Origin of the sequence: Nocardia rhizosphaerae, assembly GCF_042650365.1 — a bacterium.
Classification (GTDB): Bacteria; Actinomycetota; Actinomycetes; order Mycobacteriales; family Mycobacteriaceae; genus Nocardia; species Nocardia rhizosphaerae.
Genome location: NZ_JBHSBA010000003.1, coordinates 15,611 through 42,377 on the forward strand (window position 1 = coordinate 15,611; position 26,767 = coordinate 42,377).

Here is a 26,767-nt window from a genome sequence, read left to right on the forward strand (position 1 = left end):
GCATCCGGTCGACCTGGCAATGTTCGGCCTGCCGCGCCGGGTCGTGGAAGCGCCGACGATACGGCGCGGGTCGGCGGATCGGCGGGCGGAGGCGATCGCCCATCCGCAGGCATGGATCACCGGGCAGGTGGCCCCGAACATCCTGCACAAGAACAGGATTCGCAGGCAGGGGCAGCATCACCGCTGGCCGGACTCTCATTGGGACTGCCGGGCGGCGAGCGCGAGGAGGCAGCGGATTCGGCCCGGCAGGGTGCCACTCGCGGCGAGGGATCGGGCGATCCGGGCGTCGAGGACGCGGAAAACGCCGCCATGGCGACATCCGGGCGCGATGCGAGTAGCGAGCGAGACGGGATCCCCGACTCCGACGCTCCGACCGCCGCCGCCCCTGCCCGCGACGCTGAGCACCGCGGAGCGGGCCAGACCGTTCCCACCGCATCGAAGACTGGTCACGTCGACGCGGGCGACGCCGGGACGCCGATGTCCGGCGCGAATCGCGAGCAGGACGGGATCGCCGGCTCCGACGCCCCCACTGTCGCGGGAGCCGTTGTCGGGCAGCCTGTTTCCCGCGCCCCCGAGGAAGGCGCGACCGAGGAGTTCGTGACCGGGCCAGGTGCCGAGACGCAGGCGGGGCCAGGTGCGAGTACCGATAGCGGCAGGAACAGCGCCGGTGAATCCGGCCGTCCCGCGGAGCGCCCCGGTGCCGCGGCGGCCGCAGCCAGCGCAGCGGGCACCACAGCGGCAGCGGGCACGGCAAGCCCAGCAGGCCCGACAACCCCGGCAGGTCCAGGCGCGGCAGGCCCAGGCGCGGCGGGCTCTGCGGCATCCCCGCACAAGGCCGACATCCCCCCGTCCGAAGACCAGACGGTCGCCATGCGCGTGGTGAACCCGGCCGACGCGCCGACCACCGCCATGCCGATTCAGCGGATGACGGATCGGGTGGTGCCGCCCGCGGGCGGCAGGCCGATGACGCCGCCGCCGAGTACTCCGCGTGGGCCCGCTGGTCCGCGGCAGGCGGGAAACCAGGGTGGACCGCACGGGCACGGCGGCGAGGAGACGCAGCCGCCGCGCGGGCCAGGAGCGGTGCCGAAGCAGGCATCGGCACCGTCGCCCGCCGATATCCAGCCGACGCGGCCCGCCGAGCAGCTCGCCGACGGTAGGCGCCAGATCGCCCCGCCGAACGAGCCGGGTCCGCTCGCGCACGGGACCGAGCAGGCGCAGCCGGGTGGCCGTCCGGTCGCACAACCGCGGCGGATCGAGGCGCCGCAGGCCGCGCCCGCCGAGGCGGCGCCGGGCCGGTCGAAGAAGTGGTTGTTCGCCGTCGGCGGTGCCGCGGTGCTCGTGCTGGCGCTGATCGCGGGCGTGGTGTGGATGACCGGCGGGGACAACTCGCCGGAGGGACAGGTCAAGGCGGCGATCGGCACCTATACCGACGCGCTGCGCAGCGGTGATCTGGACGGGCTACGGGCCAGCACCTGCGGCGAGTTGCACGACTTCTACCAGGGCATCACCCCCGAACAGTTCAGCGGCGTGCATCAGCTCTCGGCGGAGCAGGGTTCCATCCCGGTCGTCGACAGCGTGGACGCGGTCAGGATCACCGACGACACCGCGCTGGCCGAGGCCACGGTCTCCACCTCCGCCGACCCGTCGACCCGCACCGCGCGCACCTTCGACCTGCAGCGCACCGAAGACGGCTGGAAGGTGTGCGACCCGACCGCCACTCCGTGACCGGCGCCGACCCGTCGTAGCGGGCAATTTCTGCCCGCTATGACGGGTCACACATAACTGGCCATTCCCTTGGGTACTCCATTATCATTTTTCGGATCATGAGCAGGGAACAGACAGTGTCGCCGGGCACCGAAACTGTGGTCCCGGACGCGACGCTGGCGGGCCAGCGCTTCGGATTCCGCGATCACTACGAGGTGGGCCGCGAGAAGATCCGGGAATTCGCCAGGGCCGTGCAGAATCTGCACCCCGCCCATTACCAGGAAGTCGACGCGCGCAAGCTCGGCTACGACGCCATCGTCGCGCCGCCGACCTTCGCCTCGGTGATCGGTTTCAACGCCACACGAGCACTGCTCGACAGCGTGCTCACCGACTACGACCTCTCCCAGGTGCTGCAGACCGACCAGGTCTTCGAGATCTACCGCCCGATACTGGCGGGCGAGGAGATCCGCACCGAGATCGAGATCGAGTCGATCCGCCAGTTCGGCGACAACGACTTCGTCAATGTCGGCTTCAAGCTGATCAACGGTGACGACGAGATCGCCGTGCAGGGTACAACCACCATCGTGGCCCGCCAGGGAGTCGAGGTCGACGCGAATATCGTGCAGGCCGTCGAGAACATCAGCATGCATCCGCGCCCGACCACCGTCGCCGGTGTCGACACCGGCGACGTGCTGATCCGCCGCACCGGCCCGGCCCCGGTCACCCCGCCGCGCGCCGACGCCCCCGTCAACACCATCCCCGAGTTCGGTTCCGTGGCCAAGGGCGATGAGCTGCCCGCCGGCGTCGCCAGGGTGACCCGTGGCGATCTGGCCAACTACGCCGGCGTCTCCGGCGACCCGAATCCCATCCACTTCAGCGACCGTGCCGCCGAGTTGGCGGGCCTGCCGACCGTCGTCGCCCACGGCCTGCTCACCATGGGTCTGGCCGCGCAGTACCTGACCGACTGGCTCGGCGACCCGACCGCGATCGAGAAGCTGGCCGTCCGGTTCTCCGGCTTCGTCCCGGTGCCTCCGACCGAACCCGGCCTGATCGAGTTCTCCGGCAAGATCAAGTCGATCGACCCGGAACGCCGCGCCGCGACCCTGCTGCTCAGCGGAGTCTCGGAGGGCCGCAAGCTCTTCGGCCGCGCGATCGCCGAGGTCCGGCTGACCTAGACCGGATCAGTTCCCTCCGGTCTCGTCGGCCTGTTCCTCGGCGATGATCCAGCCCGCGCCCGCGCTGTCGGTGCTGACGTGGATCCAGACGAGCCGATCGGGTCGGCGAACGAGGTAGGTGCTTGCCTTGTTGTTGTAGATGTCGCCGAGTCCGGAGCTGTAGGAGACCCGCAGGTCCTTATCGATGCTGTCGATGAACTCTTGCGGAATCTTGGATTCGGTCACCTTCACACCGCCCGCGTCGGCGACGGCCTGGTCGATCGATTCCAGCAGTTCGAACTTCGAGAACGTCCGGTCGTCGGAGGCATAGATCGGGGACTGATACACCTTGCCGACCACCCAGCGCAGCTGACTGCCGGTCCAGACCGGCACCCGGTCACGGTCGGCGATGGGCTCGGGGCTGTTCGGATTCTCGAAACCGGCCGGAATGGCGAAGTAGGGGAATTCGCCGAGTTCGGCGGTGGACAGCGGCGCGGTCTGCGGGTCGAAGGCCGGGCCGGTGGGAGTGGTGGCCGCGGCCGCGGTCGTGGTGGGCGCGGCGGTCGACGCACTGGTGGTGGCATCGGTCCCGCTGTCGTCGCCGGTGTCGGCACAGCCGGTCACGGTGGCGGATACGACGATCGCGGCCAGCATGCCGGCGCGGGCGGCACGAACGGGAACGGTCTGTCGCCGGTGCATGGTGAGATCCTCCTGGTAGCTCCTGCGCTGGCCACGCTAGCAACGGTTTCGGTCGCGCGCAGTCTCACGCCGGTCTCATCCTGAACGTAGACTTCCGGTCCAGCACCGGACAGGGAGACAGGCGTGACCGCACCAATTGACCCGGCGCCCGCGCGCGCCGCACTCGACGTGGCGCTGTCGGAACACGAGTTGGTCAATGTGTGCGGTCCACTCGGGGTCGGGAAGACCGTTCTGGTCGAGCAACTCGCAGACGCCGTCTTCCACGATGCGGGAGCTCCGGGTCCGACAGCCGCCGGACCCGGTCCGCTCGTCATCGACGGCGCCGACGGTGCCGAGCGGCTGGCCACCGCACGCGCCATCATGGACCGCCACGACGGCCCGGTGGTCGTGGTGACCCGGCAGCCGCTCGCCTGCGCCGTCGAGTGGACGGCACGGCCGATGGCCACCGTCGCCCTCGACCCACTCCCGGATGCCCGGATCGACGGCGTGGCACGAGCGGCGGGCATCGACGATCCCGCGGCGCGCGCCTGGGTCACGGCGCTGGCTTGCGGGATCCCACTGATCGCCACCGCTGCCGCGCGGGCGCTGCACGCCGGGATCGAGCCGTCGGCGACCGGTGCGATCGCCGACCGGATCGCGCTCGAGCTCACCGACCGGATCGGCCGTGAACTACCCGGCCGCCGTTGGCAATACGCGCTGCGCGGGCTGGCTACCGCCGGGGCGGCCGACGAGGGCGGGTTGGCCGCGGGCCCCGAACTCTTCTCGATGCTCTCCGGGCTCAGCGTGATCACGCCGGGAACGGTCGGGCTCGCCATCGACCAGCCCTACCGCGAGATCCTGGACCTGGCCTACCGCTGGCGGCAACCCACCGACCACCGCAGCGTCCGCGACCGCGCCGCGACGCGGGCCAGGACACTCCTGCGCGGCGCGACCAGCGATGCCGAGCGCGCGGCGCTGACCGAACAGGCGGTGTTCGCGTCCGCGTCGGCACCGGTCCGTGCCACCCTGTTCCCGGCGGCCCGCGGCACCGTCCCGATTCGCCGAGCTACCACGGCCGATGCCGATGAGATCGCTGAACTCATGCGAAAGTGGGCACGCCGCAACGATTTCGACCCGCGTCGGGCGGAGCGAGTCGTCGCGGGCTGGATCGACACCGATATCGCCGGCTTCCATCTCGCACACGATCCGGACGGCACGCTGGCCGGACTCGTCGGCCTGCTGCCGATCGCCGAGCACACCGCCGCGTGTATCGATCCAGTGCTGCAACAGCATTCGGCCGAGATACTCGACACCCAGCGGGGCGGGTTGTTCCTCGGTGCGGCCTTCGGCACCAACCGTGCCGCCCACGCGCAGATCCTGCGCCATACGCTGCGCGCGGGCGCGATCGCGGGGAAGCTGGTGGTGTCGACCGCGAATCCCGAATACCTGAACCTGCTGCGCAGCCTCCGTTTCGATCCGCACGGCGGCCTGCGCGACGACGTCTACCGGTGCGGCCGCGCCCCCGAGGTCTACAGCAATGACTTCGCCGCTGGCGGCGGACGTTGGCTGGCCCGCTTGTCCGGCGCTGCCACCGAGCCCGATCCCGAACGAATCGCGCACGCGCTGAACGGGATCCATGACACCACCGCCCTGGCCGTTAGCCCGCTGCTCGCTTCGCCCGCCACCCCCACCGCCGCCGCCCTGCGGGAATGGCTGCGCACGGCGGTGGCCGACATGGCAGACAGCCCGGATCCGGCGACCGCGGAATCCGGGCGCATCCTCGCCGACTACTACCTGCGCCCGGCCGCCACCCACGTCCAGGTCGCGTCCCGGCTGCACCTGAGCCGCGCGACCTACTTCCGCCGCCTCCGTCGCGGCCTCGACGCGCTGGCGACCCGGCACGCGCTTCCCGACTGAATCGGCGCCACCGTCCTCAGCTCACGGCGATGAAGGTCAGCACCGTCGCGCCGATACGGATGACATCACCGTCGGCCAGCAGAGCGCCGGTGTCGATGGGCAGTTCGTTGACATACACGCCGTTGGCCGAATGCAGATCCTTGATCAGCAGTCCGGCCCGGCTCGGCATGATGTGGGCGTGGTAGCGGCTGGCTTTCGGGTCGTCGAGGACGAGTTCGTTATCGGTCATCCGGCCGATCCTGATGCCGCCGTGCGGAATCGAGATGGTGCGCCCGTCGGCGAAGCGCAGATTGCCGCTGCGAATCGAACGCGGGACCTCGGTGACGGTCTCGGTCATCGCCGCAGCGAGCTGCTCGGTGCGCTTGGACTCGGCCACGTTCAGCGGTTCCTGGCGCAGTACCCGCTGCTCCAGGTCGATCAACGCGGCGCCCGGATCGATGCCGAGCTCCTCGGCGAGCACACCGCGCACCCGGCGGCACGCCTCCAGCGCATCAGCCTGCCTGCCGGACAGGTACAGCGCGGTGATCAGCTGACCCCACAGCGGTTCACGCAGCGGGTGCTCGTTGGTCATCGAGACCAGCTCGCCGATCACCGAAGACGCCCGCCCGCAGGCGATTTCGGCATCGACGCGGGCGGAGACCGCCAGCAGCCGCTCCTCGTCCATCGCGGTGGCGAAGCCGTCGGCGAACTGCAGCCCGGACAGATCCGACATGGCCCGCCCGGTCCATTCACGCAGCGCGGCACCGAACAGATTGGCCGCGCCGGGATGGTCACCCACATCGACACAGCGGGTCGCGGCCTCGCGCGCGTTCTCGAATCGGCCGAGATCGCAGGCGGTGTCGGGGATCTCGAGGCGATACCCGGCACCCTCGGTCCGCAGCACCTGGGCCGGGTCGATCCCGGCGATCCGCAACGCCTTGCGGATATTGGAGACGAACACCTGCAGGCTGGCGGCGTAGGAGTCCGGCGGATCCTCGTTCCACACCATCTCGGCCAGCACGGCGGACGACACCGCACGCCGCCGGTTGACGGTGAGCGCGGCAAGCAGAGCGCGCGGCTTGGGCCCGCCGACCGCTACCGGCTCACCACCGACCAGCAGTCGAACGGGCCCGAGCACACGAACATCAAGAGTCATGAGCTCGGGCCCCGTGTGATTGTTCGCGAAACAGCGGTGATCAGGACCCGCTGACCGACCGGCCGGCCGACTTCAGGTCGTTGCACGCCTCGACAACGCGGGCGGCCATCGAAGCCTCGGCCTTCTTCAGGTAGCTGCGCGGGTCGTAGACCTTCTTGTTGCCGACCTCGCCGTCGATCTTCAGCACACCGTCGTAGTTGCTGAACATGTGACCGGCGACCGGGCGGGTGAAGGCGTACTGGGTGTCGGTGTCGACGTTCATCTTCACCACACCGAAGCGCAGCGAATCCTCGATCTCGGACTTCAGCGAGCCCGAACCGCCGTGGAAGACGAAGTCGAACGGCTGCGCGTCGGCGGCCAGACCCAGCTTGGCGGCCGCGACCCGCTGCCCCTCGGCCAGCACCTCGGGCTTGAGCACCACATTGCCCGGCTTGTAGACGCCGTGCACGTTGCCGAAGGTGGCGGCGAGCAGGTACTTGCCGTTCTCGCCTGCGCCGAGCGCGTCGACGGTCTTCTCGAAGTCCTCGGACGAGGTGTAGAGCTTGTCGTTGATCTCGGCCTCGACGCCGTCTTCCTCGCCACCGACGACGCCGATCTCGACCTCGAGGATGATGTTGGCGGCCTTCGAGAGCTTGAGCAGCTCCTTGGCGATCTCGAGGTTCTCGTCGATCGGGATGGCCGAGCCGTCCCACATGTGCGACTGGAACAGCGGGTTCAGTCCGTTGTTCACCCGCTCCTGAGAGATCGCGAGCAGCGGGCGCACGTAGGTGTCCAGCTTGTCCTTGGGGCAGTGGTCGGTGTGCAGCGCGATGGTGACGTCGTACTTGGCGGCGACCACGTGCGCGAACTCGGCCAGCGCCACCGCGCCGGTCACCATATCCTTCACCCCGAGGCCGGAACCGAACTCGGCGCCACCGGTCGAGAACTGGATGATGCCGTCGCTGCCCGCCTCCGCGAAGCCCTTGATGGCGGCGTTGATCGTCTCCGACGAGGTGCAATTGATGGCCGGGAATGCGAACGAGTGCGCCTTGGCCCGGCCGAGCATCTCGGCGTAGACCTCCGGAGTCGCGATAGGCACTGTGTAGACCTCCGTAGTGTGCGGTGTGCGCCGTCGGGTCGGGCGCAGGTACCCGTCAACAGCTGATTATGTCAGCGCTAGCCTAGGTCAGGAGTGGGTTGAGTCGGCATTCGGCTGCTCGATCGCCGTCCCGGTAGGGTTGTCGAGGTGAGCCGCACTCGTCCTTCGTTCGATAACGATGATCGCGACGACGACGAGCCAACCGGCCACCATCAGCGCGACGGTGATCGGAATGTCGTTGCTGGGGGCTTGCAGTTCCCTGCTGTCGGAGCCCCACGGCTGCCACGGCCACAGTGCCCGCAGCGATCCGGCCAGCAGACCGGTCATGATGACCATGGTGATCCGGTGATGGTGCTCGAGCACCCACTGCAACAGCTTGACGAAGCACGAGAGGCCGAGGATCGCGCCGAAACCGAACAGCGCGATGTACCCGAGGTCACGATCGTTGAGCGCGTTGAAGGTCACGGTGTAGATGCCGGTGGCCAGCAGGACGAACGAGCCGGAGACGCCGGGCAGTACCAGCGCGCAGATCGCCACCGCGGCGATACCGACAACGAGCAGCGGGTTGGGATCGTCGATCTCCTGCGGCGGCAGGCCGCTGAGCACGAAGGCGGCGACGGCCACCAGCGCCGCGATGATCCACTCGCGTGGGGACCACCGTCGTCCGGATTCGGAATAAGGTACCCACAGCGAGGCAAGCACCAACCCGAAGAAGAACGCGAAAGTACGTTGCGGATGATTCTCCACCAGGGGCACGACCAGTTTCGCCGCAGTCAGCGCTGCGACGATCATGCCCGCCATGACCGCCAGCAGGAACCGCAGGTCGACGTGGCGGAACTCCTGCGCGGCACGCTGGGTGCCGCGCCCCTTCGGCACATCGGTGACCAGCAGTTTCAAGCTGCTCACCGTATGCCCGGCCGAGAGGATCAGGCGGTCGTACATGCCGGTGACCAGCGCGACGGTGCCACCGCTCACACCTGGCACCACTTCGGCCGTTCCCATGAGCCCGCCACGCAGGGCATCGAGCAGATAGCTTCCCGTAGATCGCGACACAGGCACAGCGTAGCCGGAGGATCCGCATGACAACGTGCCACGCCCTTGCGTTCACCCCCATCGAATCCGCGGGCCCGATGCTCGTCTGGACGATCGTGCTCACGTTCGTCTTCCTCGAATGCGCGTTCATCATCGGGCTGTTCCTGCCCGGTGACTCCATGCTCATCACCGCGGGCATCGTGATGGCCTCGCACGCCAATGGCGAAGCGCACGTGTGGGCGCTGTCGGTGGGCACCATGGTGGCGGCGATCGCGGGCAACCAGGTCGGCTATGTCGTCGGTCAGCGCACCGGGCATCACCTGGTCGCGCGGAAGAACGGCCGCTATATCAACACCAGGAATCTGGCGAAGGTCACCGCGCTGCTGGAACGGCACGGTTTCTTCGCGGTGCTGGTGGCCCGCTGGATTCCGTGGGTGCGCACGCTGTGTCCGATGGTGGCGGGCGCGGCGGGCATGGACCATCGCCGCTACACCATCGCCAGTACGATCGGCGCGATCATCTGGGCGCCGGTGCTGCTGCTGATCGGCTACTACGCGGGCGAGTTCCTCGAGCAGGTGCCGTGGCTGATGCCCGCGGTGATCGCCGTCATGATCGTCGGGCTGATCGTCGGCACGGCGCTCGGTCTGCGGCACTACCGCCAGGAAATGGCCAAGCCGGTCGAGGACTTCGATCTGGACCATCCCGAGAGCGTCACCGCCGACGAGCACTGAGCCTCACAGCCCGGCGGCGGTCACCTGGAAGGCCGCTTCCATCAGCATCCAGCCCGACAGCTGCACCGAGAGGTCGCGTTCGGGGACGGCCGAGGCGGTCACCGAACCACCCGCGGTCAGCTTGCCCGCGCCCGCGATGCCGCCGGGTAATCGGGCGGGCTTGCTCCAGTCGTGCCCGAACAGCGGCTCGCCCTCGACCTCGAGGCGGTTCGCCCAGGCCGCCGTGGCCGAGGCCTTGACGATGGCGGCGGCGACCCTGCGGTCGGCCTCCTGCTGTTTGCCGTCACCCGGCAGCATCAACGCGACCACCGCCAGATATCTGGCGAGGATGCCGTTGAACAGGCCGCCGTCGCCACCGCCGCCGCCGGAGATCACGAGCCGGGTGGTCAGGTGCTCCTCGACCGCGGCCAGCAGCGCGCTGACCCGCTCGGCGTGCCGGTCGTCGTCGGTCTGCACGGCCAGTTCGGTCTCCAGGCCGAGCACAACGCCCTGGCAGTAGCTGAACACCGGCCGCTCGATCTCGCCGGACGGCAGGTGGATGCCGTCGAGGATCAGCCCGGTCTCGTTATCGCGCAGGGTGGCGTCGAGCCAGTCGGCCATCTGCTGGGCGCGCTCGACCCGGCCGAGCCGGAGTAGAGCGATAGCCGCGGGGCCGTTGGCGGGCGCGTTGTAGAAGTCGGAGCGGATGCGCCACGGGATCCCGCCACCGACGGCCGGGTCCCAGGCGCCGTAGAGCTGCTGCTCCAGTGCGGTCAGCGCGCCACGAGCCGAGCTCAGCTCCTGGGTACGTTCGGCACGCTCCAGGGCGATCGCCAGCCAGGCCATGTCGTCGTAGTAGCGGTTGGTCCAGCCGGTGATGTTGCGGACGCGGATGCCGCGCGCGAGCGCGCCGATCCGGCGGCGCCTTGCCGGGGTGGGAACCCGGTTGGCGGCGTCGACGGCGATGTCGAGCAGGTGTGCCTGCCACCAGTAGTGCCAGCCGAGGAAGGCCCGCTCGCGGCGGGTCGCGGGCCAGCCGACGACACCCAATTCCGTTCCGGGACAGCCCCACAGCATGCGCAGGTGCCGGGAGACGATCGCCGACTCGGCCATGTCGGCGCGCTCGGACCACAGCGCCGGGGTAGGCACGGCTCCGGCGCGATCGGTGGGCTGCGGGCGCCGGCCACTGCGCGAGGTCATAGCACTATGGTGCCAGTTTTCCCCCCGTTTTCGCGCCCGTTCTGTTACCGAGTTGTGCTGTTGGCTTGTTGTAGCGAACCGCTACCACGCTTTCGACAGGTCAGCGTGCTGCCGGATCCAGGCGTGCATGGCGATTCCGGCGGCGACACCGGCGTTGATGCTGCGCGTGGAGCCGAACTGGGCGATCGAAACAGTCAGCGCCGCAGCTTCTTTCGCGTCCTCACTGACGCCGGGACCCTCCTGGCCGAACAGCAGTAGACACTCGCGCGGCAGCTGGGCCGTCTCCAGTGGCACCGCACCAGGCACATTGTCGACCGCGACCACGGTCAGCCCCTCGGCCGCGGCGTAGGCACGCAGCTCGGTGAGGTCGCTGTGATGCATGAGGTGCTGGTAGCGGTCGGTGACCATGGCACCGCGCCGGTTCCAGCGCCGTTTGCCGACGATGTGCACCGCAGCGGCGGCGAAGGCGTTGGCGGTGCGCACGACCGTGCCGATATTCGCGTCGTGGCCGAAGTTCTCGATCGCCACATGGAAGGGGAAACGACGCGCGTCGATATCGGCGACGATCGCCTCGCGGGTCCAGTACCGGTAGGCATCGACCACGTTGCGCCGGTCGCCCTCGGCCAGCAGCACCGGGTCGTAGCGGGGATCGGTGGGCGCCGGGGTGCCGTATTCCCGCTCCCACGGGCCGAGACCGTACGGATGCTCGCCCCACTCGGTCGGACCCGCGACCGCGTCCTGCGGCGTTGACACTGGCTCGTTCACCAGGAGAATGCTAGGCCGGGGCCGTTCACGCCGAGGACTGGGCCGCCCCGGCGATCATCAAGAGGACGAGTCCGCCGACGCCGATCAACAGGCTCGCACCGAGCACCACCGTGCCGACGATCCCCAGGACGTAGCCGGCGTAGACCGAGGAGCGGCCACCGATCAGGCCCTGCGCGGCATCGATCTCCGCCAGCACCGACCGGCCCTTCAGCCAGGCGAACGGCGCGCAGACACCGCAGAACGCGAGACCGAGAATCCCCAGGATCAGCACGGTGTTCGTCTGCGGGTGGTCCTTCGGCGGGAGATAGCCCGGATAACCCGGAGGCGGAGCGTTCATGGGGCGAATCGTACCGCCGAGCACATGGTCACTCGACCTATCCTGGAATCGAAGGGTCCACCGGTGGTCGACAGCATGGAACACACCCGCGTTCTGCAGGCCATGGCCTGCGTGGTCGCGCTGTACCTGGTCGCGCTGGCGGTCTGGCTCGGCTGGCTCGCGCCGCACACCCCGCCGGGGACGATGCCGTATCAGGTATTCATCATGGTCGGGCTGTTCGGCTCGGCCACCGGTATCGCGCTGGCGATCGCGTCGATGCCGTCGAGGGCCGACCGCAGGCTGCGCAGGCACGGCCTGGAGGGCTGGGCCAGGATCGAGGGGGTGCGGCCGCTGTCGCGCACCGACCATGCCAGCGAACTCACCGAACTCGACGTGGAACTGACCGTGCCGGGATCGGCCAGCTACCACGGCCGGATCGTGGTCGACGTGATGCCTGTGGACAAACCGGGCATGGTGATCGGTCGGACCCTGCCGATTCGCGTCGACCCGGACGACCGGGACCGGATCATGCTCCTGCCGCCGGCGGACTCCAGCCCGCCATAGCGCCGGATTGCGAAGGCGCCGCGGTCACCGGATGACGATCGGCGCCGCGTTCACCATCGCACCGCGCCGGTCGCGACCTGCGGCCTCGGCTCCTTCCGCCTCGGCAAGGGCGAACCGACTGTCCTCGCCCTGACCACTCACCCCCGAGCCACACCGGCCGATGGTAGGGCCACGATCGGACGGCCGCGGCGCAGGGTGCGCTGCCAGCGCTGCGGGTCGAACACCGCCGGTTCGGTGCCGTCGACGAAGGTGCACAGCAGTTTCACGAACCGGTCCGGGTCGTAGTGGTGCGGGAAGTGCCCGGCGCCATCGAAGATCTCCAGCAGCGAGCCGGGGAACGCGCGGTGCGCGCGTTCGGCGTGTACCGACGGGATGACGGTGTCGCGGGTGCCGCCGATGATCAGCGTCGGCAGGTGGGCCGCGAGGTAACCGCGGTCGAGCATGGTGATGGTTTGCCCGCGCCGGTCGGCGGCCGCGCGGATGGTGCGCAGGAACGCGTTGCGCGCGCCGGTATCGGCCAGCCTGCCGTAGAGCCGCAGCACATAGTCGACATCCGGGCCGAGGCCGAGCCCGCCGAGCGCGTGCACGGTCGGGATCGCGGCCCGCACCGCGGTCCGCACCGGCCAGCTGGTCACCGCCATCAGTCCGGGGCCGGCACCGGGCAGCGTGGCGAGGCGGAAGGCCGGATGCACCCCGGCTCCCATGCCGGCCGGGCAGACCAGTGCCACCCGCTGCACCCGCTCCGGGAACTGGTAGGCGAACTGCATCGCGATGCCACCGCCGAGCGAATGCCCGACCAGGTTCACCCGCTCGATCCCGAGCACGCTCATCAGGTCACGCATCCCGTTGGCGTATGCGCCGACGGCGTAGTCGGCGCGCGGCTTGTCGGACTCGCCGTGGCCGAGCAGATCCGGCGCGAGCACGGTGAAGTGCTCGGCCAGCGCGTCGAACACCGGCGCCCAGGTCTCGGAACTGTCGGAGATGCCGTGGATGAGCAGCACCGGCGGGCCGGATCCCGCCATCCGGAACGCACGGCGATAGCCGTGCACCTCCACGAACTGCACCTGCCCGGTCATCTTCGAAGCGTGCGCGGCGGGTGTTGCGTGGGGAGGTCGGCGGCGTAAGCGCTGTGTGACCGCGGCGTCAGGTGAGCCTGGCAGGACCCCAGCTGAGCGCGCACAAACGATTCGAATCGTCGCCGTCCGGCCGTCGGCGCGGAAGAATGTGCGCTCAGCGTGGCGCTACTCCATCGACCGCCGCCGGGAATCGACCCGCTGTGGCGGGCTCGTGAGCAGGTACTGCGCCGCGGCGTAGGTCGCCAGGATGACGCCCTCGGTGAGTCTGCGCGTCCGGTCATCGCGGGCGAAGAGGCGGCGCAGCACGATCAGGCCGTCCGAGACCGTGAACAGCAGGGCGCCTAGACCGTAGCGGCTGCGCGGATCGCCGTTCGGGATGTTCAGTCCCGCGACGTTCTTCGCCTCGGGCGCCAGCCCGGGATCGGAGGCGAGAGTGGCCGCGGTGCCGAGGGTGGCACCGTAGGCAGTCAGCGGGACCGCCAGCGCCGGAGCCTTGGCGCGCAGCAAACCGGCGGCACCGGCCCACGCCAGCGCCCGCGGCGCGGCGATCGCGGCCAGCGGCCGGGCACCGCGCCGCCACCACAGCACCGAATAACCCGTCTGCATCACCGCGAACGACGACGCGCCCGCGATGAGCCGCCGATCGTCGTCGGGCTCGATCAGCAGGATGTCGCCCACGGTCGCCGCGGCCAATGAGCCGACGAGCAGGCGACGCTCGACCGGATCGAGTTCGGCGGCGGTGAAGGTGTCGGCGGCGAGCAGCGGCATCAGCAGCGGCTTACTCAGCCATTGGAGCCGGTCGCGGCCGGTAACGGCACCGAAAACGGTGACCGCGGCCGCGGCGAGATACCCGGCGCGCAGCGCTCGCACGTCAGAAGCTCGCTTCCTTCGGCGCGGGCGGCAGGGTGACCACCTGGCCCGCGTAGCTCAGCCCGGCGCCGAAGCCGAGCAGCAGCGCCAGCTGGCCGCCCTTGGCCTTGCCGGTGACCAGCATTTCCTCCATCGCCAGTGGGATCGATGCGGCCGAGGTGTTGCCGGTGTTCTCGATGTCGTTGGCCATCGGGATGCCCTCGGCCAAGCCGAGGTTCTTCTTCATCAGCTCGTTGATCCGCGCGTTGGCCTGGTGCGGGATGAAGACCTCGATGTCCTCCTTGGCCACACCGGAGACGTCGAGCGCGGCCGACAGCGCGCGTGGCAGCGTCACCGCGGCCCACCGGAAGACCTTCGGACCCTCCATACGCAGCGACATCCGGCCGATCGGCTCGACCTCGGGGTCGGCGCCCTGCATGGCCTGTGCCTTGTTCATGTAGGTCAGGAAGTCGACGTCCTGGGCGATCGCCTCGGCGTTCTCGCCGTCGCTGCCCCACACCGTCGGGGAGATGCCGTTCTCCTCGGTAGGGCCGACCACCACGGCGCCGGCTCCGTCACCGAAGATCATCGCGGTGCCGCGGTCGGTGGGGTCGAGGCCGACGGTCATCGTCTCGGCGCCGATCACCAGCACGTATTCGGCCGAGCCCGCGCGGATCAGGTCGGCGGCGACGCCGAGCCCGTAGCCGAAGCCGCCACAGCCGGAGGTGAGGTCGAAGGCGGCCACACCGTTGAGGCCGAGATCGGCGGCCACCGACGGCGCGCCGTGCGGGGTGAGCTTGAGCCAGCTCGAGGTGCACAGGATGACCGCGTCGATCTTGTCGCGCTCAAGCGGGGTGTTCTTCAGCGCGCGGTCACCGGCGGCCGCGGCGATCGAGCGGATCGTCTCGTCGCCGCTGATCCAGCGCCGGTTGTGGATGCCGGTGCGCTCGAAGATCCACTCCGGTGTCGAGTCGAGAAGTTCGCACACTTCGGCATTGCTGACGATGCGCTGCGGTCGGTATGCACCGATCCCGAGCATCGCAACGTTGTCACGACTCTTGTTTACAGCAATGCTCACCACAGGTGACTCACACGTCCTTCAGACTTGCCGGACGACAACGTCGTCATCCAGGTTTGGCGTAGTCCAGGCTAACTCAGGGCAAGATCGCCGAGTCCGAGGATGGACCGATACTCCAGCCCCTCAGCGGCGATCACCTGGTCAGCGCCGGTTTCGCGGTCGACGACCGTGGCGACGCCCACCACGATCGCGCCAGCGTCACGCAGCGCGCGCACCGCGGTGAGCGGCGAGTTGCCGGTGGTGGTGGTGTCCTCGACGACGAGCACCCGCTTGCCGACGATGTCGGGGCCCTCGATCTGGCGCTGCATGCCGTGCGCCTTGGCGGCCTTGCGGACGACGAACGCGTCGATCGGCCGCCCCGGCGCGTGCATCACGGCCATCGCGACCGGATCGGCGCCCATGGTGAGGCCACCGACCGCGGCGAAATCCCAGTCCGCGACCAGCTCACGCAGCAGCGATCCGATCAGCGGTGCGGCCTGGTGATGTAGCGTCGCGCGGCGCAGGTCGACGTAGTAGTCGGCTTCCTTGCCCGAGGACAGCGTCACCTTGCCGTGCACGACCGCGAGCTCGCGCACGAGCGCGGCCAGCTGGTCGCGGTCGGCCTCCGTGAGCGCCTGACGTGCCTGGTCGATCATCGTTGCTGCATCCTTTCGGTTCATGAGCTGCCCTGACGCCTAGAACGCTACGCTGCCGACGCAGGGCCCGATGTTCGTGCCCTAGGTCCTGCCACGCGCGTTGAAGAGGCCACGATTCAGGCGGGTCATCAGGGTCCGCGGGACAAACCCCGCGACCGCGGTGATCACCTTGTACTGCACGCCGGGAACGCTGATCACCCGGCCAGCTTCGAGGTCGTGCAGGCACCCGTCGACCACCTGGTCGACGTCGAGCCACAGCCGCTCGGGCAGCGAGCTCATCTCGATGCCCGCGCGTTCGTGGAACTCGGTGCGCACGAACCCGGGGCACAGCGCCTGGACGCGGACACCCGTGCCGACCAATCCGCCCGCCAACCCCTCGGAGAAGGATACGACGTAGGCCTTGGAGGCCGAGTACGTCGACCCCCGACCGGGAATCAGCCCGGCCACACTCGCCACATTGACGATCGAACCGGTCCCCGCCGCGATCATCGCGGGCAACGCGGCCCTGGTGAGCTGCACCACGGAGGTGACATTGACGTCGAGCTGGGCCTGGAGCTCGGCCGGCTCGAGCGTCCAGAACTCGCCCGAGTGCGCGAAACCCGCGTTGTTGACCAGGAAGTCGAGCCCGGCCGCGGCCCGCTCGGCGACCCTGGCGCGGTCGTCGTCATCGGCGAGGTCGGCGACGAGCACCTCCGCCGAGGTGGCGTAGCGACGGCCGAGCTCGTCGGCGAGGGCGCGCAGCCGCTGCTCGTCCCTGGCGACGAGCACGAGGTCGTAGCCGAGCGCGGCAAGGCGGTGGGCGAAGCCGTGGCCGATCCCGGCGGTGGGTCCGGTGATCATGGCAACGGGGCGGTGCGCGCCGGGCGGGCGCGCGGAGCTATCGGTCATCGCTGGTCGATTCAAGTCGGGCTGGTTGGGCTGTCGCGGCGGGGATCGCCACGGCCGGGACTACTTCGGTACCGGACCCTGGTACGGACGGAAGCCGGGGTGGAACGGTCCGCCTGGCTGCTCGGACTCGGCGTCCCCGGGTTCCGGCAGTGGCGGTTCCGCGCGGGGGCGCGGTTCGGGAACCACCGCGAGTGAGGGTCGCTTGGGTGGTTCACCGAGCGGACGACGGCCGGGCGCCGGCTGGTCCTCGAAATCGGGGTCGTCCAGATCGGGGTCGTAGTCGTCGCCCGCGTAGGGCTGCGGCTTTCCGGGTGTGCGACGGCCGTAGGCGAAGTCGTCGGGCTCGGCGCCGGTCGGCTCGGCGCCGGGGGCACGACCGTACGGATCGTCGGCGGGCGCGCGGCCGTACGGGTCATCGCCGGGCGTGGGCCGGTAGGCGTCGTCGGCGGGGGCGCGATAGTGGTCGTCGAGATCGTCGGGACCGGGGAAACGGGCCCGACCCGGCTCGTCGTAATCGTCCTCGGCCCTCGCGGGGGCGCGGAGGTCGTCGAGCGGCTGGTCGGCATTGCTGCGCGGGCGGGTGTATTCGCTCGGCTCCGCGACCGGCGGCAGCACGTGTAGTAGGCCGGACAGGCGCAGCACCGCGTCGATCGCGGTCTCCCAGTCCTTGGGGCCGCTACCGACCGGCAGCATGCCGAGGGTCCAGTTGCCCTCGCTCCACAGCATCTGCACGGTGTCGGACAGCGATTCGATGAAGCCGACCATCCGCTGATCCACCGCGTGCCTGGCGATTTCGGGATCGGTGGCGAATACCACCCGGTCACCGATCGCACCGAGCAGCTCCAGATCGTGGTCCTTCGGCGGCGACGCGGTCTTGAGCCGCATATCGACGTCGATCTCCGAGCCGATCTGGCGGCGCACCGCGACCAGTGTCGCCGCGTCCTCCAGGTCGAAGAGCACGAACTTCTCGCCCTTACGGATGCCGGAGACCACATCGACCGCGGAAAGATAGCCGAGCTTGGCCAGTGCGCCACGACGCCACGTCGAGGCGAGCGCGGGCTCGACCGAGACGTAGGTGTAGCCCTGGGACTTCGCCCAGCCCTGGCGCGCGTGCCCGGTCCGCTGTCGCTGGACCCGATCGAAATAGAGCAGTACGACCGCACCAACGAGTGCGATCGCCGCCAACCCGAACCACATAGCCGTCATCGTCGCCTAGCCTATCCAGCCGTCGCCGTGATCGCCCGGCAGTGCGGGCTTTCGACGCGCGGGTCGCTCATCGGGGGCCGCCTGGCAACGCCGTACTGATGATGATCTTGGCGTGGATCGACCCGTCTGGGTTCTTGTCGCCCTGCACCATAACCATGTCGCCGACGGGCAGCTCGCTCGCCTTCGTGCTGGTCAACGAGATCACCTGGGTGGCATCGTCGATCAGCACCCGCAGGGTGGACCCGCCGAGAGTGCTCATCGTGATCTCGGAGCCGGTATTGGCGGTGATGGTGCCCATGGTGGCGCCGAGGTCGTCGCCACCACCGAGACCGGGCAGGCCGGGCAGTCCGCTGACACTCGGCGGCACGACCGGCGCGGTCTGGCTGGTCGGCGGTAGGAGCTGGGTGGTGGTGGGTGCGGCCGCGGTGTTCTCGTCGGCTCCGTTGCCGCTGAGGACGAGCCCGGCGAGCACCCCACCGACCGCGATCAGCGCGAGCACCCCGAGACCGAGCGCGATCCACAATACGGTGTTCCGCTTCGGCGGTTCGCCCTGGTCACCGCCCTGGGGATGCGGTGGATATCCCGGCGGCGGCGCGGGGTACCCCGGCGGCGGCTGTTGCTGCTGGTGCGGTGGTTGCGCGGCGGGATAGCCACTCTCGTAGGCGCCCCACTGCGCGTCGTGCGGTGGCAGTGCCATGGTCGGATTCGACGGCTGCCCCCACTCGTCGAACCCGCCGCCACCGTACGGTTTGGTCGTGTCCATGCCCGGCGAACCCAGCCGTTCGGTCGGCGAATCCTCCGGGCGTTGCCCCCACGGATCGTTCGGGTTCGTCATGAGATCCAATGTAGGTCAGCGCGGCGCGTAGGGATGCTCCTACGCACCGCGCTTGTGGATAATTCACGAGCTGGGGACAACCTCGCGGCCGACGACCAGCTTGTCGGAGGCGTCGTCTACGCTCACGCGCACCGTGTCGCCGTCGGTGACCGCGCCCGCCAGCAGCTCCTTGGCCAGGCTGTCGCCGATGGCCTGCTGGATCAGCCTGCGCAACGGCCGCGCACCGTAGGCGGGGTCGTAGCCACGCACCGCCAGCCACTGTTTGGCCTCTTCGGTGACATCCAGCGTCAGCCGCCGCTGGGCGAGCCGCTTCTGCAACTGCCGCAGGTTGATGTCGACGATCGACTCCAGCTGCTCGGCATCGAGCGCGTGGAACATCACCACATCGTCGAGCCGGTTCAGGAACTCCGGCTTGAACGCGCGCCGCACTGCCGCCATCACCTGGTCCCGGTCACCACCGGCACCGAGGTTGGAGGTGAGGATGAGGATGGTGTTGCGGAAGTCGACCGTGCGGCCCTGGCTGTCGGTGAGCCTGCCCTCGTCGAGCACCTGCAGCAGGATGTCGAACACGTCCGGGTGCGCCTTCTCGATCTCGTCGAACAGCACCACCGAGTACGGCCGCCTGCGCACCGCCTCGGTGAGCTGGCCGCCCTGGTCGTAGCCGACGTAGCCGGGCGGAGCGCCGACCAGGCGGGCCACCGAGTGCTTCTCGCTGTACTCGCTCATGTCGATACGCACCATCGCGCGCTCGTCGGCGAACAGGAAGTCGGCCAGCGACTTCGCCAGCTCGGTCTTACCGACACCGGTGGGCCCGACGAACATGAACGAGCCGGTCGGCCGGTTCGGGTCGGCCACGCCTGCGCGGGCGCGGCGCACCGCGTCCGACACGGCCGTGACCGCTTCCGCCTGACCGACGACGCGACCTGCGAGTTCGGTCTCCATCCGCAGCAGTTTCGCGGTCTCGCCCTCCAGCATCCGGCCGACCGGAACACCGGTCCACGACGACACCACATCGGCGATGTCGTCGGGAGTCACCTCCTCGTTCAGCATCACGTCGCCGTCGGCCGCCGCACCGCTGGCCTGCTCGGCCGCGGCGAGTTCCTTTTCCAGCGCGGGGATCCGGCCGTATCGGAGCTCGGCGGCTTTGCCGAGGTCACCGTCGCGTTCGGCCCGCTCCGACTCACCGCGCAGCGCCTCGAGCTGTTCCTTGAGCCCGCGCACCGAGTCGATCGCGTTCTTCTCGTTCTGCCAGCGGGTGGTGAGCTGGCTGAGCTTCTCGCGGTCGTCGGCGAGTTCGGAGCGCAGTTTCTCCAGTCGCTGCTTGGAGGCCTCGTCGGTCTCCTTGGCCAGCGCGACCTCCTCGATCTCGAGGCGCCGCACGGCCCGCTCCACCTCGTCGATCTCGACCGGGCGCGAGTCGATCTCCATGCGCAGCCGCGAGGCCGACTCGTCGATCAGGTCGATCGCCTTGTCGGGCAGGAAGCGCGAGGTGATGTAGCGGTCCGACAGCGTCGCGGCCGCCACCAGCGCGGAATCGGTGATCCGCACGCCGTGGTGCACCTCGTAGCGCTCCTTGATGCCGCGCAGGATGCCGATGGTGTCGGCCACCGACGGCTCCCCGACCAGCACCTGCTGGAACCGGCGTTCCAGCGCCGCGTCCTTCTCGATGTACTTGCGGTACTCCTCGAGCGTGGTCGCGCCGACCAGGCGCAGCTCACCACGCGCGAGCAGCGGCTTGATCATGTTGCCCGCGTCCATCGCCGACTCGCCGGTGGCACCGGCGCCGACGATGGTGTGCAGCTCGTCGATGAAGGTGATGATCTCGCCCGCGCTGTTCTTGATGTCGTCGAGCACGGCCTTGAGCCGTTCCTCGAACTCACCGCGATACTTCGCGCCCGCGACCATCGCGCCGAGGTCGAGCGAGATGACCTTCTTGTCGCGCAGCGACTCCGGTACGTCGCCTTCGACGATCCGGCGCGCCAGCCCCTCCACGATGGCGGTCTTGCCGACGCCGGGCTCACCGATGAGCACCGGGTTGTTCTTGGTGCGCCGGGAGAGCACCTGCACCACGCGGCGGATTTCGGTGTCGCGCCCGATCACCGGGTCGAGCTTGCCCGCGCGAGCGGCCGCGGTGAGGTCGGTGGAGTACTTCTCCAGCGCCTGGTAGCTGGATTCCGGGTCGGGATTGGTGACCCGCGCGCTGCCGCGCACCTTCGTGAACGCCTCGCGCAGCGCCTCCGGGCTGGCGCCGTGGCGGTGCAGCAGCTTGCCGATCTCGGTGTCGCCGTCGGCGAGGCCGACCAGCAGGTGTTCGGTCGAGACGTACTCGTCGCCGAGTTCGGTGGCCAGCCGCTGCGCGGCCGTGATCGCGGCCAGTGCCTCGCGGCCGAGCTGCGGAGTGGTAGTCGCGCCGGTCGCCTGCGGCAGCCGGTCGGCGATGTCACCGGCCTCGCGCTCGACGGTCGCCGGGTCGATGCCGATGGCCTTCAGCAGCGGGGCGGCGATGCCATCGGTCTGATCCAGCAACGCCACCAGCAAGTGGGCAGGACGGATCTCCGGGTTGCCCGCCGCCGACGCGGCCTGAAGGGCGGCGGTCAGCGCCGCCTGTGTCTTGGTGGTGGGATTGAACGAGTCCACTGATCTCCTCGGGTGTGTCGGGCGGTATCGACTTGTTCAACGCTGACAAAGTTGAGTCTGTTCCACTCAACTCTATTATTTTTCGCCTTCTCGTCCGGGTCGATCTCACGCTACCGCCGCGACACCACCGAAGACGATCAATCACCGCACGTCGCAGGGGTGCCCGCCTAGGATTGCCCCTGCCTGATCACCCCGAGACAAGGAGCCAGCCGATGCGCGCGATCGTGGTCCAGAAGTTCGGCGGCACGCCCGAGCTCGCGGACATGCCGGTACCGGAACCCGGCAGCGGCGAAGTGCAGGTGGCGCTCGACGCGGCCGGGGTGAACCCGTTCGACCTGAAGATGGCCGACGGCCTGCTCGAGGGGAAGATGCCCACCGACTTCCCGATGATCCTCGGCGTCGACGGCGCGGGCACGGTCTCGGCGGTCGGGCCGGGAGTACAGGCGTTCGCGGTCGGCGACCGAGTGGTCGGCAAGTTCCTCACCGCCCCGGCGGGCCACGGCAGCTGGGCCCAGTACGCGACCCTGCCCGAGGACGCGACCCTGGTGCCGATCCCGGCCGGCATCACCGCGGTCACGGCGGCCGCCCTGCCGATCGCCGGGGTGACCGCCCAGGACCTCGTCGACACCGCCGGAATCCAGCCCGGCCAGTCGGTCCTCATCGTCGGCGCGACCGGCGGCGTCGGCTCGTTTCTCGTACAGCTGGCCAATCTCGCAGGCGCGCACGTGATCGCCACCGCGCGCGGCGACGCCACCGACCAGGTCGCCCGCCTCGGCGCCACCGAGACCATCGACTACACCCGCCCGCGGCCGGCCGACCCCGACCGCATCGAGTCCGACCCCGCCGCCTACCGCGACTCAAGCGTCACCGACGCCGTTCACTTCACCCATCCCGACGGCATCGACATCCTGTTCGACCTCATCAGCGGCCCCGCCGATTTCGCACGGCACGCCACCCTGGTCCGCCGCGGCGGCCACGCCTACTCCACCACCTGGGCCGCCGACGAAGCCGCCCTGCGCGATCGCGACATCACCGGCGGCAACTTCGAATCCAAGGGCCGAGGCCCGGAATTGAGCAGGCTGCTCGCCCGCGTCGCCGCAGGCGACATCGTCGTCCCCATCGAGGCCACCGTCCCCCTCGAGGCCGCCCCCGCTGTGCTCGGCGCGGGCAGCGCGCGCGGAAAGACCGTCCTGGCGATCTGATCCACCCCACTTCCTCCCATGAAGGAATCGTCATGAGCCACCACGAATTCACCCTGGTGCTCGCTCGCACACCGAGCGATGACGAACTGGACACTCTCTTCGAGGCGGGGCTCGACGACTCGACACCGGAATTCGGACCGCGGATCGTCCCGGTTCTGCATGTGCATCGTCACGCCGATTCGGTGGCCTCGGCCATCATCACCGCGGTCGAGCAGGCCGAGGCCGCCGGTTTCGTGGTCGTCGGCGTGCGCACCGAGGATCTGGTCACGCTGAAGACGATCGCGGCGAGGACAACTCGCACCTACGAGAGCGTCCGCCGACTGGCCAACGGCGACCGGGGGCCTGGCGGGTTTCCGACGCCGATGAGCGGCGATGGTTACGCGCTGTACTCGTGGACCGAAGTAGCCAGGTGGTTCGCCGAGCACTACGGGATACCCGATACCACGTCGCAGTACGACCGGATCGTCGCTGCCGCAGACCATTTGGTGCGGGCCAGGCGACTGCTCGGTGGCACGGCAGGGGAACTGTCCGCCCTGGCGAGCTGATCAGCGAACGCGGTGAGCGCCCTGCTTGGCCTTGGCTGCGGTGTCTGCGAGGATCGCGCGCAGAGTGGTGTGGATGCGGTCGGCCGTGGTGGGTTTGGCGATGAAGGTGGATTCGCCGTAGAAGACATAGCGGCCGTCGCCGGTGATATCGTGCAGCTGGAAGTCGTCGCGGCCCTCGGTGTGCCGGTTGTCGATGCTGCCGTTGGCGTAGACGCCGATATGGGTCAGGGTATCGGTGGGCTCTGCCAAGAACTTTTCGAGCCGCTCACGCGGGGTCGGGTTCCACGGGTCGCGAACGTGCGGGCGCGGTGCGGCGAGTTCGGCCGCGGTGACCTTGATTTCGCGCCCCTTCCCCGGCCGGACCGCGGGCAAGGTCGCCAGGACGGCGGCGGCCAGCACGTCGGGCGACAGCAATCGGAGGGTGATGTCGCCCGGTTCGGATCGGTCGTCGGGCGCCTGAACCGCCAAGGCCGCGTACGCATCACGCATGCCGCCGTAGGCTCTGATCGTGCGCGTACTGCCGCACCCGCCCGCCACCTCGACCCTGGCATTGGGCGCGAGCAGAGCGGCCATCGCGGCATCGAGGTCGCTGTCGTACTCGGCCACCAAGTTCTCGGCGGCCTTACGGCGCAACCGCAGGATTTCCGCCCTGGAGTCGACGTTCGTGTGCCGGTGATGCAGGGGATACGGGAGGACATCACGGCCGGCGGCCTCCCACAACGTGCGGAAGTCGAGCGCGGTGAGCTGCCAGGTACGCACGGGAAATCTACTCTGCTCCATCAGGATCGGCGTTTCAGTCGGCGCCGATGACGGGCGGGACCAGCTTGGGCATGGTGTCCAGACCGGTGAGCTCGTCACCGTGTTCCTTGGTGACCAGATAGTCGGGGACACCTCTGGTGGTTTCGTCGTCTTTGCCCGCCCCTCGCGCACCGGGGGCGCCCATTCCCGCCATGCCCGCAGCACGTCCGGCGGCACCGCCGGCCGCGGCGGAGGTTCGCGCGCCCCCGGCCGCGGTACCCGGTGCCGAGCCGCCACCCGGCACCGAACTGCCGGAGGCGGGCGCGCCTGCCCCCGGACCGCCCGAACCCGGACCGCCCGAACCACCGGGTGCCCCGGCGGGCGAACCGGCACCGGGACCGGCCGACGTCGGCGCGGTCGAGGCGGGCGCGGTCGCGGTCGGATCGGTCGATTGGGGTGTGGTCGAGCCCTCGGACGCCGTGTCCTCGGACGCCGACGTTTCGGTGGTCGAGTCGTCGGTGATCGGCGACTCGTCGCCCGCGGTGTCGTCCTCGGCCGGTGTGGTCGCCGCCGGGGTGGTCGCCGCAGGTCCGCCGGGATCCGACGAGACCGGATTCGAGTTCACGCCGGGCCCGGTCGACCCGTTGGTGACGCCGGGATCACCCCCGTCGTCGACGGCCTTCGGGACCGGGATCACCGGAACCCTGTCGTCGGACTCGTGAATCACCGGGGCGTACACGGTCTCCAGCACCCGCACCGCCTCCACTCGCGCATTCTCTTGTGCCACATCATCATTGCGCCATGTGCGGCCGGTGAAAAGTCCACCGAGGTTTTCCAGGCCGCTGCGATGCTCCGGCTCGAACGGAACCAGCCGCTTGGTCGGCTCCAGCCCCGTGCGCAGTTCGTCCAGCTTTGCCCGCGTGAGCGCCGCCGCCGTGCTGACCCGCTGGCCGGTCGCGTCATAGGCAGCGACTGTCTGCGCGGCCGCCGACGCCGCGGCACCCGACCAGACCTCCGGCGACATCCCGCGGGTGATCTGCTTGCGGAACTCGTCCAGCGAGGTGCTGTTGCGCGTGGCGATCTCGTTCCAGGCGGCGATCAGATCGTTCACCGCGGTCAGATCGATCTTGTCGACCTTGGCCCGCAGTTCGGCGACGGTCCCGGTGAACGGATCGGTGGTCGTCACCATCTTCGCGCGGTACTCGCCGTCGAACCCGAGTTCGCTCGCCGCACGCCGGGCACCCGCCCGCTGATCGTTGTATTCGTCCTGGATATCGGCGATATCGGAACTGTCGAGCTCGCTGTGGTCCTTGCCGGGAGTGACGAAGTCACGGAGCCGACCGAAGAGATCGAGGCCTGCGATATTCGGGTAGGACATAGTCAGCTCACCTGGTCGGCGGTGTAGTCGAGAGTGTTGGCGTTTTCGATGTCTTGGCCGGTGAGGTTCTTGAAAGAGATCGCGAAGACTTCGCGAAGTTGTTTCACGGCTTCGATGTCCTTCAGAATGACGTTGTCGATCGAATTCTCGTCGCCGGTCGCCTGCAGCAAGAACTTCTTCTCGAGCTCCTTCCCCATCTGGAAGTCGCCGAATCCACTGACGGCTTGCACTCGTCTTGCGACGTTGCGAAGCTCGTCGAGGTCGAGAAGCCGCTGATCGCAGGCCTTGTACATGTGATAGGCAGCCTGCTCGTCGTTGAGGCCGACCTCGCCCGCGCGCGCCTGACCAAGCAAGTGACTATACGGTGATGCTCCAGTCATGTGATTCCCCGCCGGCTACTTCGGAAAGGTCGGCACGAGGTTTTCCCCTACCCGTGCAATGGTTACGCAGGGATCAGTCAGATCGTCCAGGCTTGCGCGATTCAGCACCTGCAACTGGACAACTCCCTGCGCAGTGGGAAACACCACGTCGCAATCGAGTTCCTTCGATGCCCCAGCGACCCGGAACTCCCGACCAGGTCGTCCGGCGATGGTCACGTCACGGAAGTCGACATTCCCAGGCTTCTGCTCGAACTCGGCCACTTCCTTGTCCGTGGCGTACACAGTGAGCGAATACTCACGACCGTCCCAGCCGCAGATCTCCCACCCCGACTGGTCGTGCCCACCGACCCCCTTCTCCTCCGACGCCGGATCCACCCCCGCGGCCCGCAGCATCTCATCGGGAATCTCCGTACACGGATTCCACAAAGCCGACGCGACCGTCGTTGTGGTCCCCACCGACGAGGTCTCCCCCGACGCACAGCCCGTCACCCCCACGACGACCAGCCCCGCTGTCACCAGCACCGTTCCTGCGTGTCTCATCCCGCCCCTTCCAGTCTGATCACCGCTCTGACCAGGGAGATTAGCACGGAGCCCGCGGGCGAACCGGACTCCCCGGCCTTGGTGAGGCCAGTGCAGGCCGGGGCAAACCGGTGGTGAACGCCTTCCTGGCGGCGGCGAAGAAGCGCACCCCACCGGGGCTTCGACCGTCCGCACGGCGCGCGCCCAGCGACTCGGGTGTCGCGGCGACTGCGCGAGCCACCAGAGGGAATTCGACCAGGGCTGAAACGTCCCGGAACTATCCGGCGCAGGGGCGTACCCGATCCGACGACGGGTGCGTCATCAGCGGATCCGGCCTGCTCCGGGGGCCGGTCAGCGTAACCTGTCGGCCGGTCAGGAGCAGCAGCAGATCGAGAGTGCTGCCGTGGATCTCGGGGCCCGCACCCCCGGCCCACCCGGAATCGTCGGCCACCAGCTTTCGACCCGCGAAACGGCGGCGGGCCCAGAACGGCCAGCCCATCGTCCAGACCCGCTGGGCGGCAACGGCCGCCGCGTCCGGCTCGACAGCG

General features: G+C 69.2%; 27 protein-coding genes. 7 read left to right on the forward strand and 20 right to left on the reverse strand.

The window, feature by feature from the left end; genetic code table 11:
- Positions 1 to 198 precede the first annotated feature (198 nt).
- Entirely contained in the window at positions 199 to 1,725 is a 1,527-nt protein-coding gene (locus ACFOW8_RS01625) for an Rv0361 family membrane protein (protein ID WP_378544306.1), read from the forward strand.
- Positions 1,726 to 1,823: 98 nt separating this feature from the next.
- Entirely contained in the window at positions 1,824 to 2,879 is a 1,056-nt protein-coding gene (locus ACFOW8_RS01630) for a fused (3R)-hydroxyacyl-ACP dehydratase subunits HadA/HadB (RefSeq protein WP_378544309.1), read from the forward strand.
- 6 nt (positions 2,880 to 2,885) lie between these two features.
- Here ACFOW8_RS01630 and ACFOW8_RS01635 read toward each other — a convergent pair whose 3' ends face one another.
- Positions 2,886 to 3,557 (reverse strand): hypothetical protein, encoded by a 672-nt coding sequence (locus ACFOW8_RS01635; RefSeq protein WP_378544312.1) that lies wholly within the window; start codon positions 3,555 to 3,557, stop codon positions 2,886 to 2,888.
- Between the two features lie 123 nt (positions 3,558 to 3,680).
- Between ACFOW8_RS01635 and ACFOW8_RS01640 the strand changes: the two genes are divergently transcribed.
- Positions 3,681 to 5,453, forward strand: a complete 1,773-nt coding sequence (locus tag ACFOW8_RS01640; RefSeq protein WP_378544315.1) for a hypothetical protein — start codon at positions 3,681 to 3,683, stop codon at positions 5,451 to 5,453.
- Positions 5,454 to 5,469: 16 nt separating this feature from the next.
- On the opposite strand, the gene ACFOW8_RS01645 is transcribed toward ACFOW8_RS01640, so the two are convergent.
- The 3 genes from ACFOW8_RS01645 to ACFOW8_RS01655 all read right to left on the reverse strand — a co-directional run bounded on the left by ACFOW8_RS01645 (position 5,470) and on the right by ACFOW8_RS01655 (position 8,719).
- The gene (locus ACFOW8_RS01645) at positions 5,470 to 6,588 is read right to left on the reverse strand and encodes a BTAD domain-containing putative transcriptional regulator (protein ID WP_378544318.1); all 1,119 of its coding nucleotides are present in this window, start codon (positions 6,586 to 6,588) and stop codon (positions 5,470 to 5,472) included.
- 40 nt (positions 6,589 to 6,628) lie between these two features.
- Positions 6,629 to 7,666 carry a class II fructose-bisphosphate aldolase gene (gene fbaA / locus ACFOW8_RS01650; protein ID WP_378544321.1) on the reverse strand — a complete coding sequence of 346 codons (1,038 nt, stop codon included), beginning with the start codon at positions 7,664 to 7,666 and terminating at the stop codon, positions 6,629 to 6,631.
- Positions 7,667 to 7,753: 87 nt separating this feature from the next.
- Positions 7,754 to 8,719: a DUF368 domain-containing protein gene (locus ACFOW8_RS01655; protein WP_378544324.1), complete on the reverse strand. Its 966-nt coding sequence runs from the start codon at positions 8,717 to 8,719 to the stop codon at positions 7,754 to 7,756.
- Positions 8,720 to 8,745: 26 nt separating this feature from the next.
- Between ACFOW8_RS01655 and ACFOW8_RS01660 the strand changes: the two genes are divergently transcribed.
- Positions 8,746 to 9,429, forward strand: coding sequence for a DedA family protein (locus ACFOW8_RS01660; RefSeq protein WP_378544327.1), 684 nt, complete (start codon positions 8,746 to 8,748; stop codon positions 9,427 to 9,429).
- A gap of 3 nt (positions 9,430 to 9,432) precedes the next feature.
- Here the strand turns inward: ACFOW8_RS01660 and ACFOW8_RS01665 are convergent, their stop codons facing one another.
- From ACFOW8_RS01665 to ACFOW8_RS01675, 3 genes are all read right to left on the reverse strand, one after another.
- A complete protein-coding gene (locus tag ACFOW8_RS01665; protein WP_378548374.1) occupies positions 9,433 to 10,521 on the reverse strand; it encodes a glycoside hydrolase family 76 protein in 1,089 nt (362 codons plus the stop codon).
- 168 nt (positions 10,522 to 10,689) lie between these two features.
- Positions 10,690 to 11,373, reverse strand: coding sequence for a TrmH family RNA methyltransferase (locus ACFOW8_RS01670; RefSeq protein WP_378544330.1), 684 nt, complete (start codon positions 11,371 to 11,373; stop codon positions 10,690 to 10,692).
- A gap of 25 nt (positions 11,374 to 11,398) precedes the next feature.
- Positions 11,399 to 11,710: a DUF4190 domain-containing protein gene (locus ACFOW8_RS01675; RefSeq protein WP_378544333.1), complete on the reverse strand. Its 312-nt coding sequence runs from the start codon at positions 11,708 to 11,710 to the stop codon at positions 11,399 to 11,401.
- A gap of 75 nt (positions 11,711 to 11,785) precedes the next feature.
- Here ACFOW8_RS01675 and ACFOW8_RS01680 point away from each other — a divergent pair, with 75 nt between their 5' ends.
- Complete coding sequence (locus tag ACFOW8_RS01680) at positions 11,786 to 12,253, forward strand: hypothetical protein (RefSeq protein ID WP_378548377.1); 468 nt, start codon at positions 11,786 to 11,788, stop codon at positions 12,251 to 12,253.
- A gap of 137 nt (positions 12,254 to 12,390) precedes the next feature.
- Here the strand turns inward: ACFOW8_RS01680 and ACFOW8_RS01685 are convergent, their stop codons facing one another.
- The 8 genes from ACFOW8_RS01685 to clpB form a co-directional block, all read right to left on the reverse strand.
- On the reverse strand, positions 12,391 to 13,329 hold the full coding sequence (locus ACFOW8_RS01685; RefSeq protein WP_378544337.1) for an alpha/beta fold hydrolase: 939 nt from the start codon (positions 13,327 to 13,329) through the stop codon (positions 12,391 to 12,393).
- A gap of 165 nt (positions 13,330 to 13,494) precedes the next feature.
- The gene (locus ACFOW8_RS01690) at positions 13,495 to 14,199 is read right to left on the reverse strand and encodes a lysoplasmalogenase (RefSeq protein ID WP_378544340.1); all 705 of its coding nucleotides are present in this window, start codon (positions 14,197 to 14,199) and stop codon (positions 13,495 to 13,497) included.
- A gap of 1 nt (position 14,200) precedes the next feature.
- Complete coding sequence (locus tag ACFOW8_RS01695) at positions 14,201 to 15,259, reverse strand: beta-ketoacyl-ACP synthase 3 (protein WP_378544343.1); 1,059 nt, start codon at positions 15,257 to 15,259, stop codon at positions 14,201 to 14,203.
- Positions 15,260 to 15,327: 68 nt separating this feature from the next.
- Positions 15,328 to 15,891 (reverse strand): orotate phosphoribosyltransferase, encoded by a 564-nt coding sequence (pyrE, locus tag ACFOW8_RS01700; RefSeq protein WP_378544346.1) that lies wholly within the window; start codon positions 15,889 to 15,891, stop codon positions 15,328 to 15,330.
- An 81-nt stretch (positions 15,892 to 15,972) separates the two neighbouring features.
- Positions 15,973 to 16,779 carry an SDR family NAD(P)-dependent oxidoreductase gene (locus tag ACFOW8_RS01705; protein WP_378544349.1) on the reverse strand — a complete coding sequence of 269 codons (807 nt, stop codon included), beginning with the start codon at positions 16,777 to 16,779 and terminating at the stop codon, positions 15,973 to 15,975.
- Between the two features lie 60 nt (positions 16,780 to 16,839).
- Positions 16,840 to 17,985: a hypothetical protein gene (locus ACFOW8_RS01710; RefSeq protein ID WP_378544352.1), complete on the reverse strand. Its 1,146-nt coding sequence runs from the start codon at positions 17,983 to 17,985 to the stop codon at positions 16,840 to 16,842.
- Between the two features lie 67 nt (positions 17,986 to 18,052).
- Positions 18,053 to 18,820, reverse strand: a complete 768-nt coding sequence (locus tag ACFOW8_RS01715) for a DUF5666 domain-containing protein (RefSeq protein WP_378544354.1) — start codon at positions 18,818 to 18,820, stop codon at positions 18,053 to 18,055.
- A gap of 63 nt (positions 18,821 to 18,883) precedes the next feature.
- A complete protein-coding gene (clpB, locus tag ACFOW8_RS01720) occupies positions 18,884 to 21,457 on the reverse strand; it encodes an ATP-dependent chaperone ClpB (RefSeq protein WP_378544357.1) in 2,574 nt (857 codons plus the stop codon).
- A gap of 212 nt (positions 21,458 to 21,669) precedes the next feature.
- On the opposite strand from clpB, the gene ACFOW8_RS01725 reads away from it, so the two are divergent.
- Both ACFOW8_RS01725 and ACFOW8_RS01730 read left to right on the forward strand, forming a co-directional pair.
- Positions 21,670 to 22,659 (forward strand): NADP-dependent oxidoreductase, encoded by a 990-nt coding sequence (locus ACFOW8_RS01725; protein WP_378544360.1) that lies wholly within the window; start codon positions 21,670 to 21,672, stop codon positions 22,657 to 22,659.
- A gap of 32 nt (positions 22,660 to 22,691) precedes the next feature.
- Positions 22,692 to 23,204 (forward strand): hypothetical protein, encoded by a 513-nt coding sequence (locus tag ACFOW8_RS01730; RefSeq protein ID WP_378544363.1) that lies wholly within the window; start codon positions 22,692 to 22,694, stop codon positions 23,202 to 23,204.
- Here the strand turns inward: ACFOW8_RS01730 and ACFOW8_RS01735 are convergent, their stop codons facing one another.
- The 5 genes from ACFOW8_RS01735 to ACFOW8_RS01755 form a co-directional block, all read right to left on the reverse strand.
- Positions 23,205 to 23,984 (reverse strand): ESX secretion-associated protein EspG, encoded by a 780-nt coding sequence (locus ACFOW8_RS01735; RefSeq protein ID WP_378544365.1) that lies wholly within the window; start codon positions 23,982 to 23,984, stop codon positions 23,205 to 23,207.
- Between the two features lie 13 nt (positions 23,985 to 23,997).
- On the reverse strand, positions 23,998 to 25,320 hold the full coding sequence (locus ACFOW8_RS01740; protein ID WP_378544368.1) for a hypothetical protein: 1,323 nt from the start codon (positions 25,318 to 25,320) through the stop codon (positions 23,998 to 24,000).
- A 2-nt stretch (positions 25,321 to 25,322) separates the two neighbouring features.
- On the reverse strand, positions 25,323 to 25,673 hold the full coding sequence (locus ACFOW8_RS01745) for a hypothetical protein (RefSeq protein WP_378544371.1): 351 nt from the start codon (positions 25,671 to 25,673) through the stop codon (positions 25,323 to 25,325).
- A 42-nt stretch (positions 25,674 to 25,715) separates the two neighbouring features.
- Positions 25,716 to 26,222 carry a DUF3558 domain-containing protein gene (locus ACFOW8_RS01750; RefSeq protein WP_378544374.1) on the reverse strand — a complete coding sequence of 169 codons (507 nt, stop codon included), beginning with the start codon at positions 26,220 to 26,222 and terminating at the stop codon, positions 25,716 to 25,718.
- Between the two features lie 274 nt (positions 26,223 to 26,496).
- Positions 26,497 to 26,718: a hypothetical protein gene (locus ACFOW8_RS01755; protein ID WP_378544376.1), complete on the reverse strand. Its 222-nt coding sequence runs from the start codon at positions 26,716 to 26,718 to the stop codon at positions 26,497 to 26,499.
- Between the last annotated feature and the right edge of the window lie 49 nt (positions 26,719 to 26,767).

Bases quoted from the DNA above. Each gene is read 5' to 3' on its own strand.
- ACFOW8_RS01630 (WP_378544309.1), top strand. From the start codon at position 1,824: ATGAGCAGGGAACAGACAGTGTCGCCGGGCACCGAAACTGTGGTCCCG.
- ACFOW8_RS01635 (WP_378544312.1), bottom strand. From the start codon at position 3,557: ATGCACCGGCGACAGACCGTTCCCGTTCGTGCCGCCCGCGCCGGCATG.
- ACFOW8_RS01645 (WP_378544318.1), bottom strand. From the start codon at position 6,588: ATGACTCTTGATGTTCGTGTGCTCGGGCCCGTTCGACTGCTGGTCGGT.
- ACFOW8_RS01660 (WP_378544327.1), top strand. From the start codon at position 8,746: ATGACAACGTGCCACGCCCTTGCGTTCACCCCCATCGAATCCGCGGGC.
- ACFOW8_RS01665 (WP_378548374.1), bottom strand. From the start codon at position 10,521: ATGGCCGAGTCGGCGATCGTCTCCCGGCACCTGCGCATGCTGTGGGGC.
- ACFOW8_RS01675 (WP_378544333.1), bottom strand. From the start codon at position 11,710: ATGAACGCTCCGCCTCCGGGTTATCCGGGCTATCTCCCGCCGAAGGAC.
- ACFOW8_RS01680 (WP_378548377.1), top strand. From the start codon at position 11,786: ATGGAACACACCCGCGTTCTGCAGGCCATGGCCTGCGTGGTCGCGCTG.
- ACFOW8_RS01685 (WP_378544337.1), bottom strand. From the start codon at position 13,329: ATGACCGGGCAGGTGCAGTTCGTGGAGGTGCACGGCTATCGCCGTGCG.
- pyrE (WP_378544346.1), bottom strand. From the start codon at position 15,891: ATGATCGACCAGGCACGTCAGGCGCTCACGGAGGCCGACCGCGACCAG.
- ACFOW8_RS01705 (WP_378544349.1), bottom strand. From the start codon at position 16,779: ATGACCGATAGCTCCGCGCGCCCGCCCGGCGCGCACCGCCCCGTTGCC.
- ACFOW8_RS01710 (WP_378544352.1), bottom strand. From the start codon at position 17,985: ATGACGGCTATGTGGTTCGGGTTGGCGGCGATCGCACTCGTTGGTGCG.
- ACFOW8_RS01715 (WP_378544354.1), bottom strand. From the start codon at position 18,820: ATGACGAACCCGAACGATCCGTGGGGGCAACGCCCGGAGGATTCGCCG.
- ACFOW8_RS01725 (WP_378544360.1), top strand. From the start codon at position 21,670: ATGCGCGCGATCGTGGTCCAGAAGTTCGGCGGCACGCCCGAGCTCGCG.
- ACFOW8_RS01730 (WP_378544363.1), top strand. From the start codon at position 22,692: ATGAGCCACCACGAATTCACCCTGGTGCTCGCTCGCACACCGAGCGAT.
- ACFOW8_RS01735 (WP_378544365.1), bottom strand. From the start codon at position 23,984: ATGGAGCAGAGTAGATTTCCCGTGCGTACCTGGCAGCTCACCGCGCTC.
- ACFOW8_RS01740 (WP_378544368.1), bottom strand. From the start codon at position 25,320: ATGTCCTACCCGAATATCGCAGGCCTCGATCTCTTCGGTCGGCTCCGT.
- ACFOW8_RS01755 (WP_378544376.1), bottom strand. From the start codon at position 26,718: ATGGGCTGGCCGTTCTGGGCCCGCCGCCGTTTCGCGGGTCGAAAGCTG.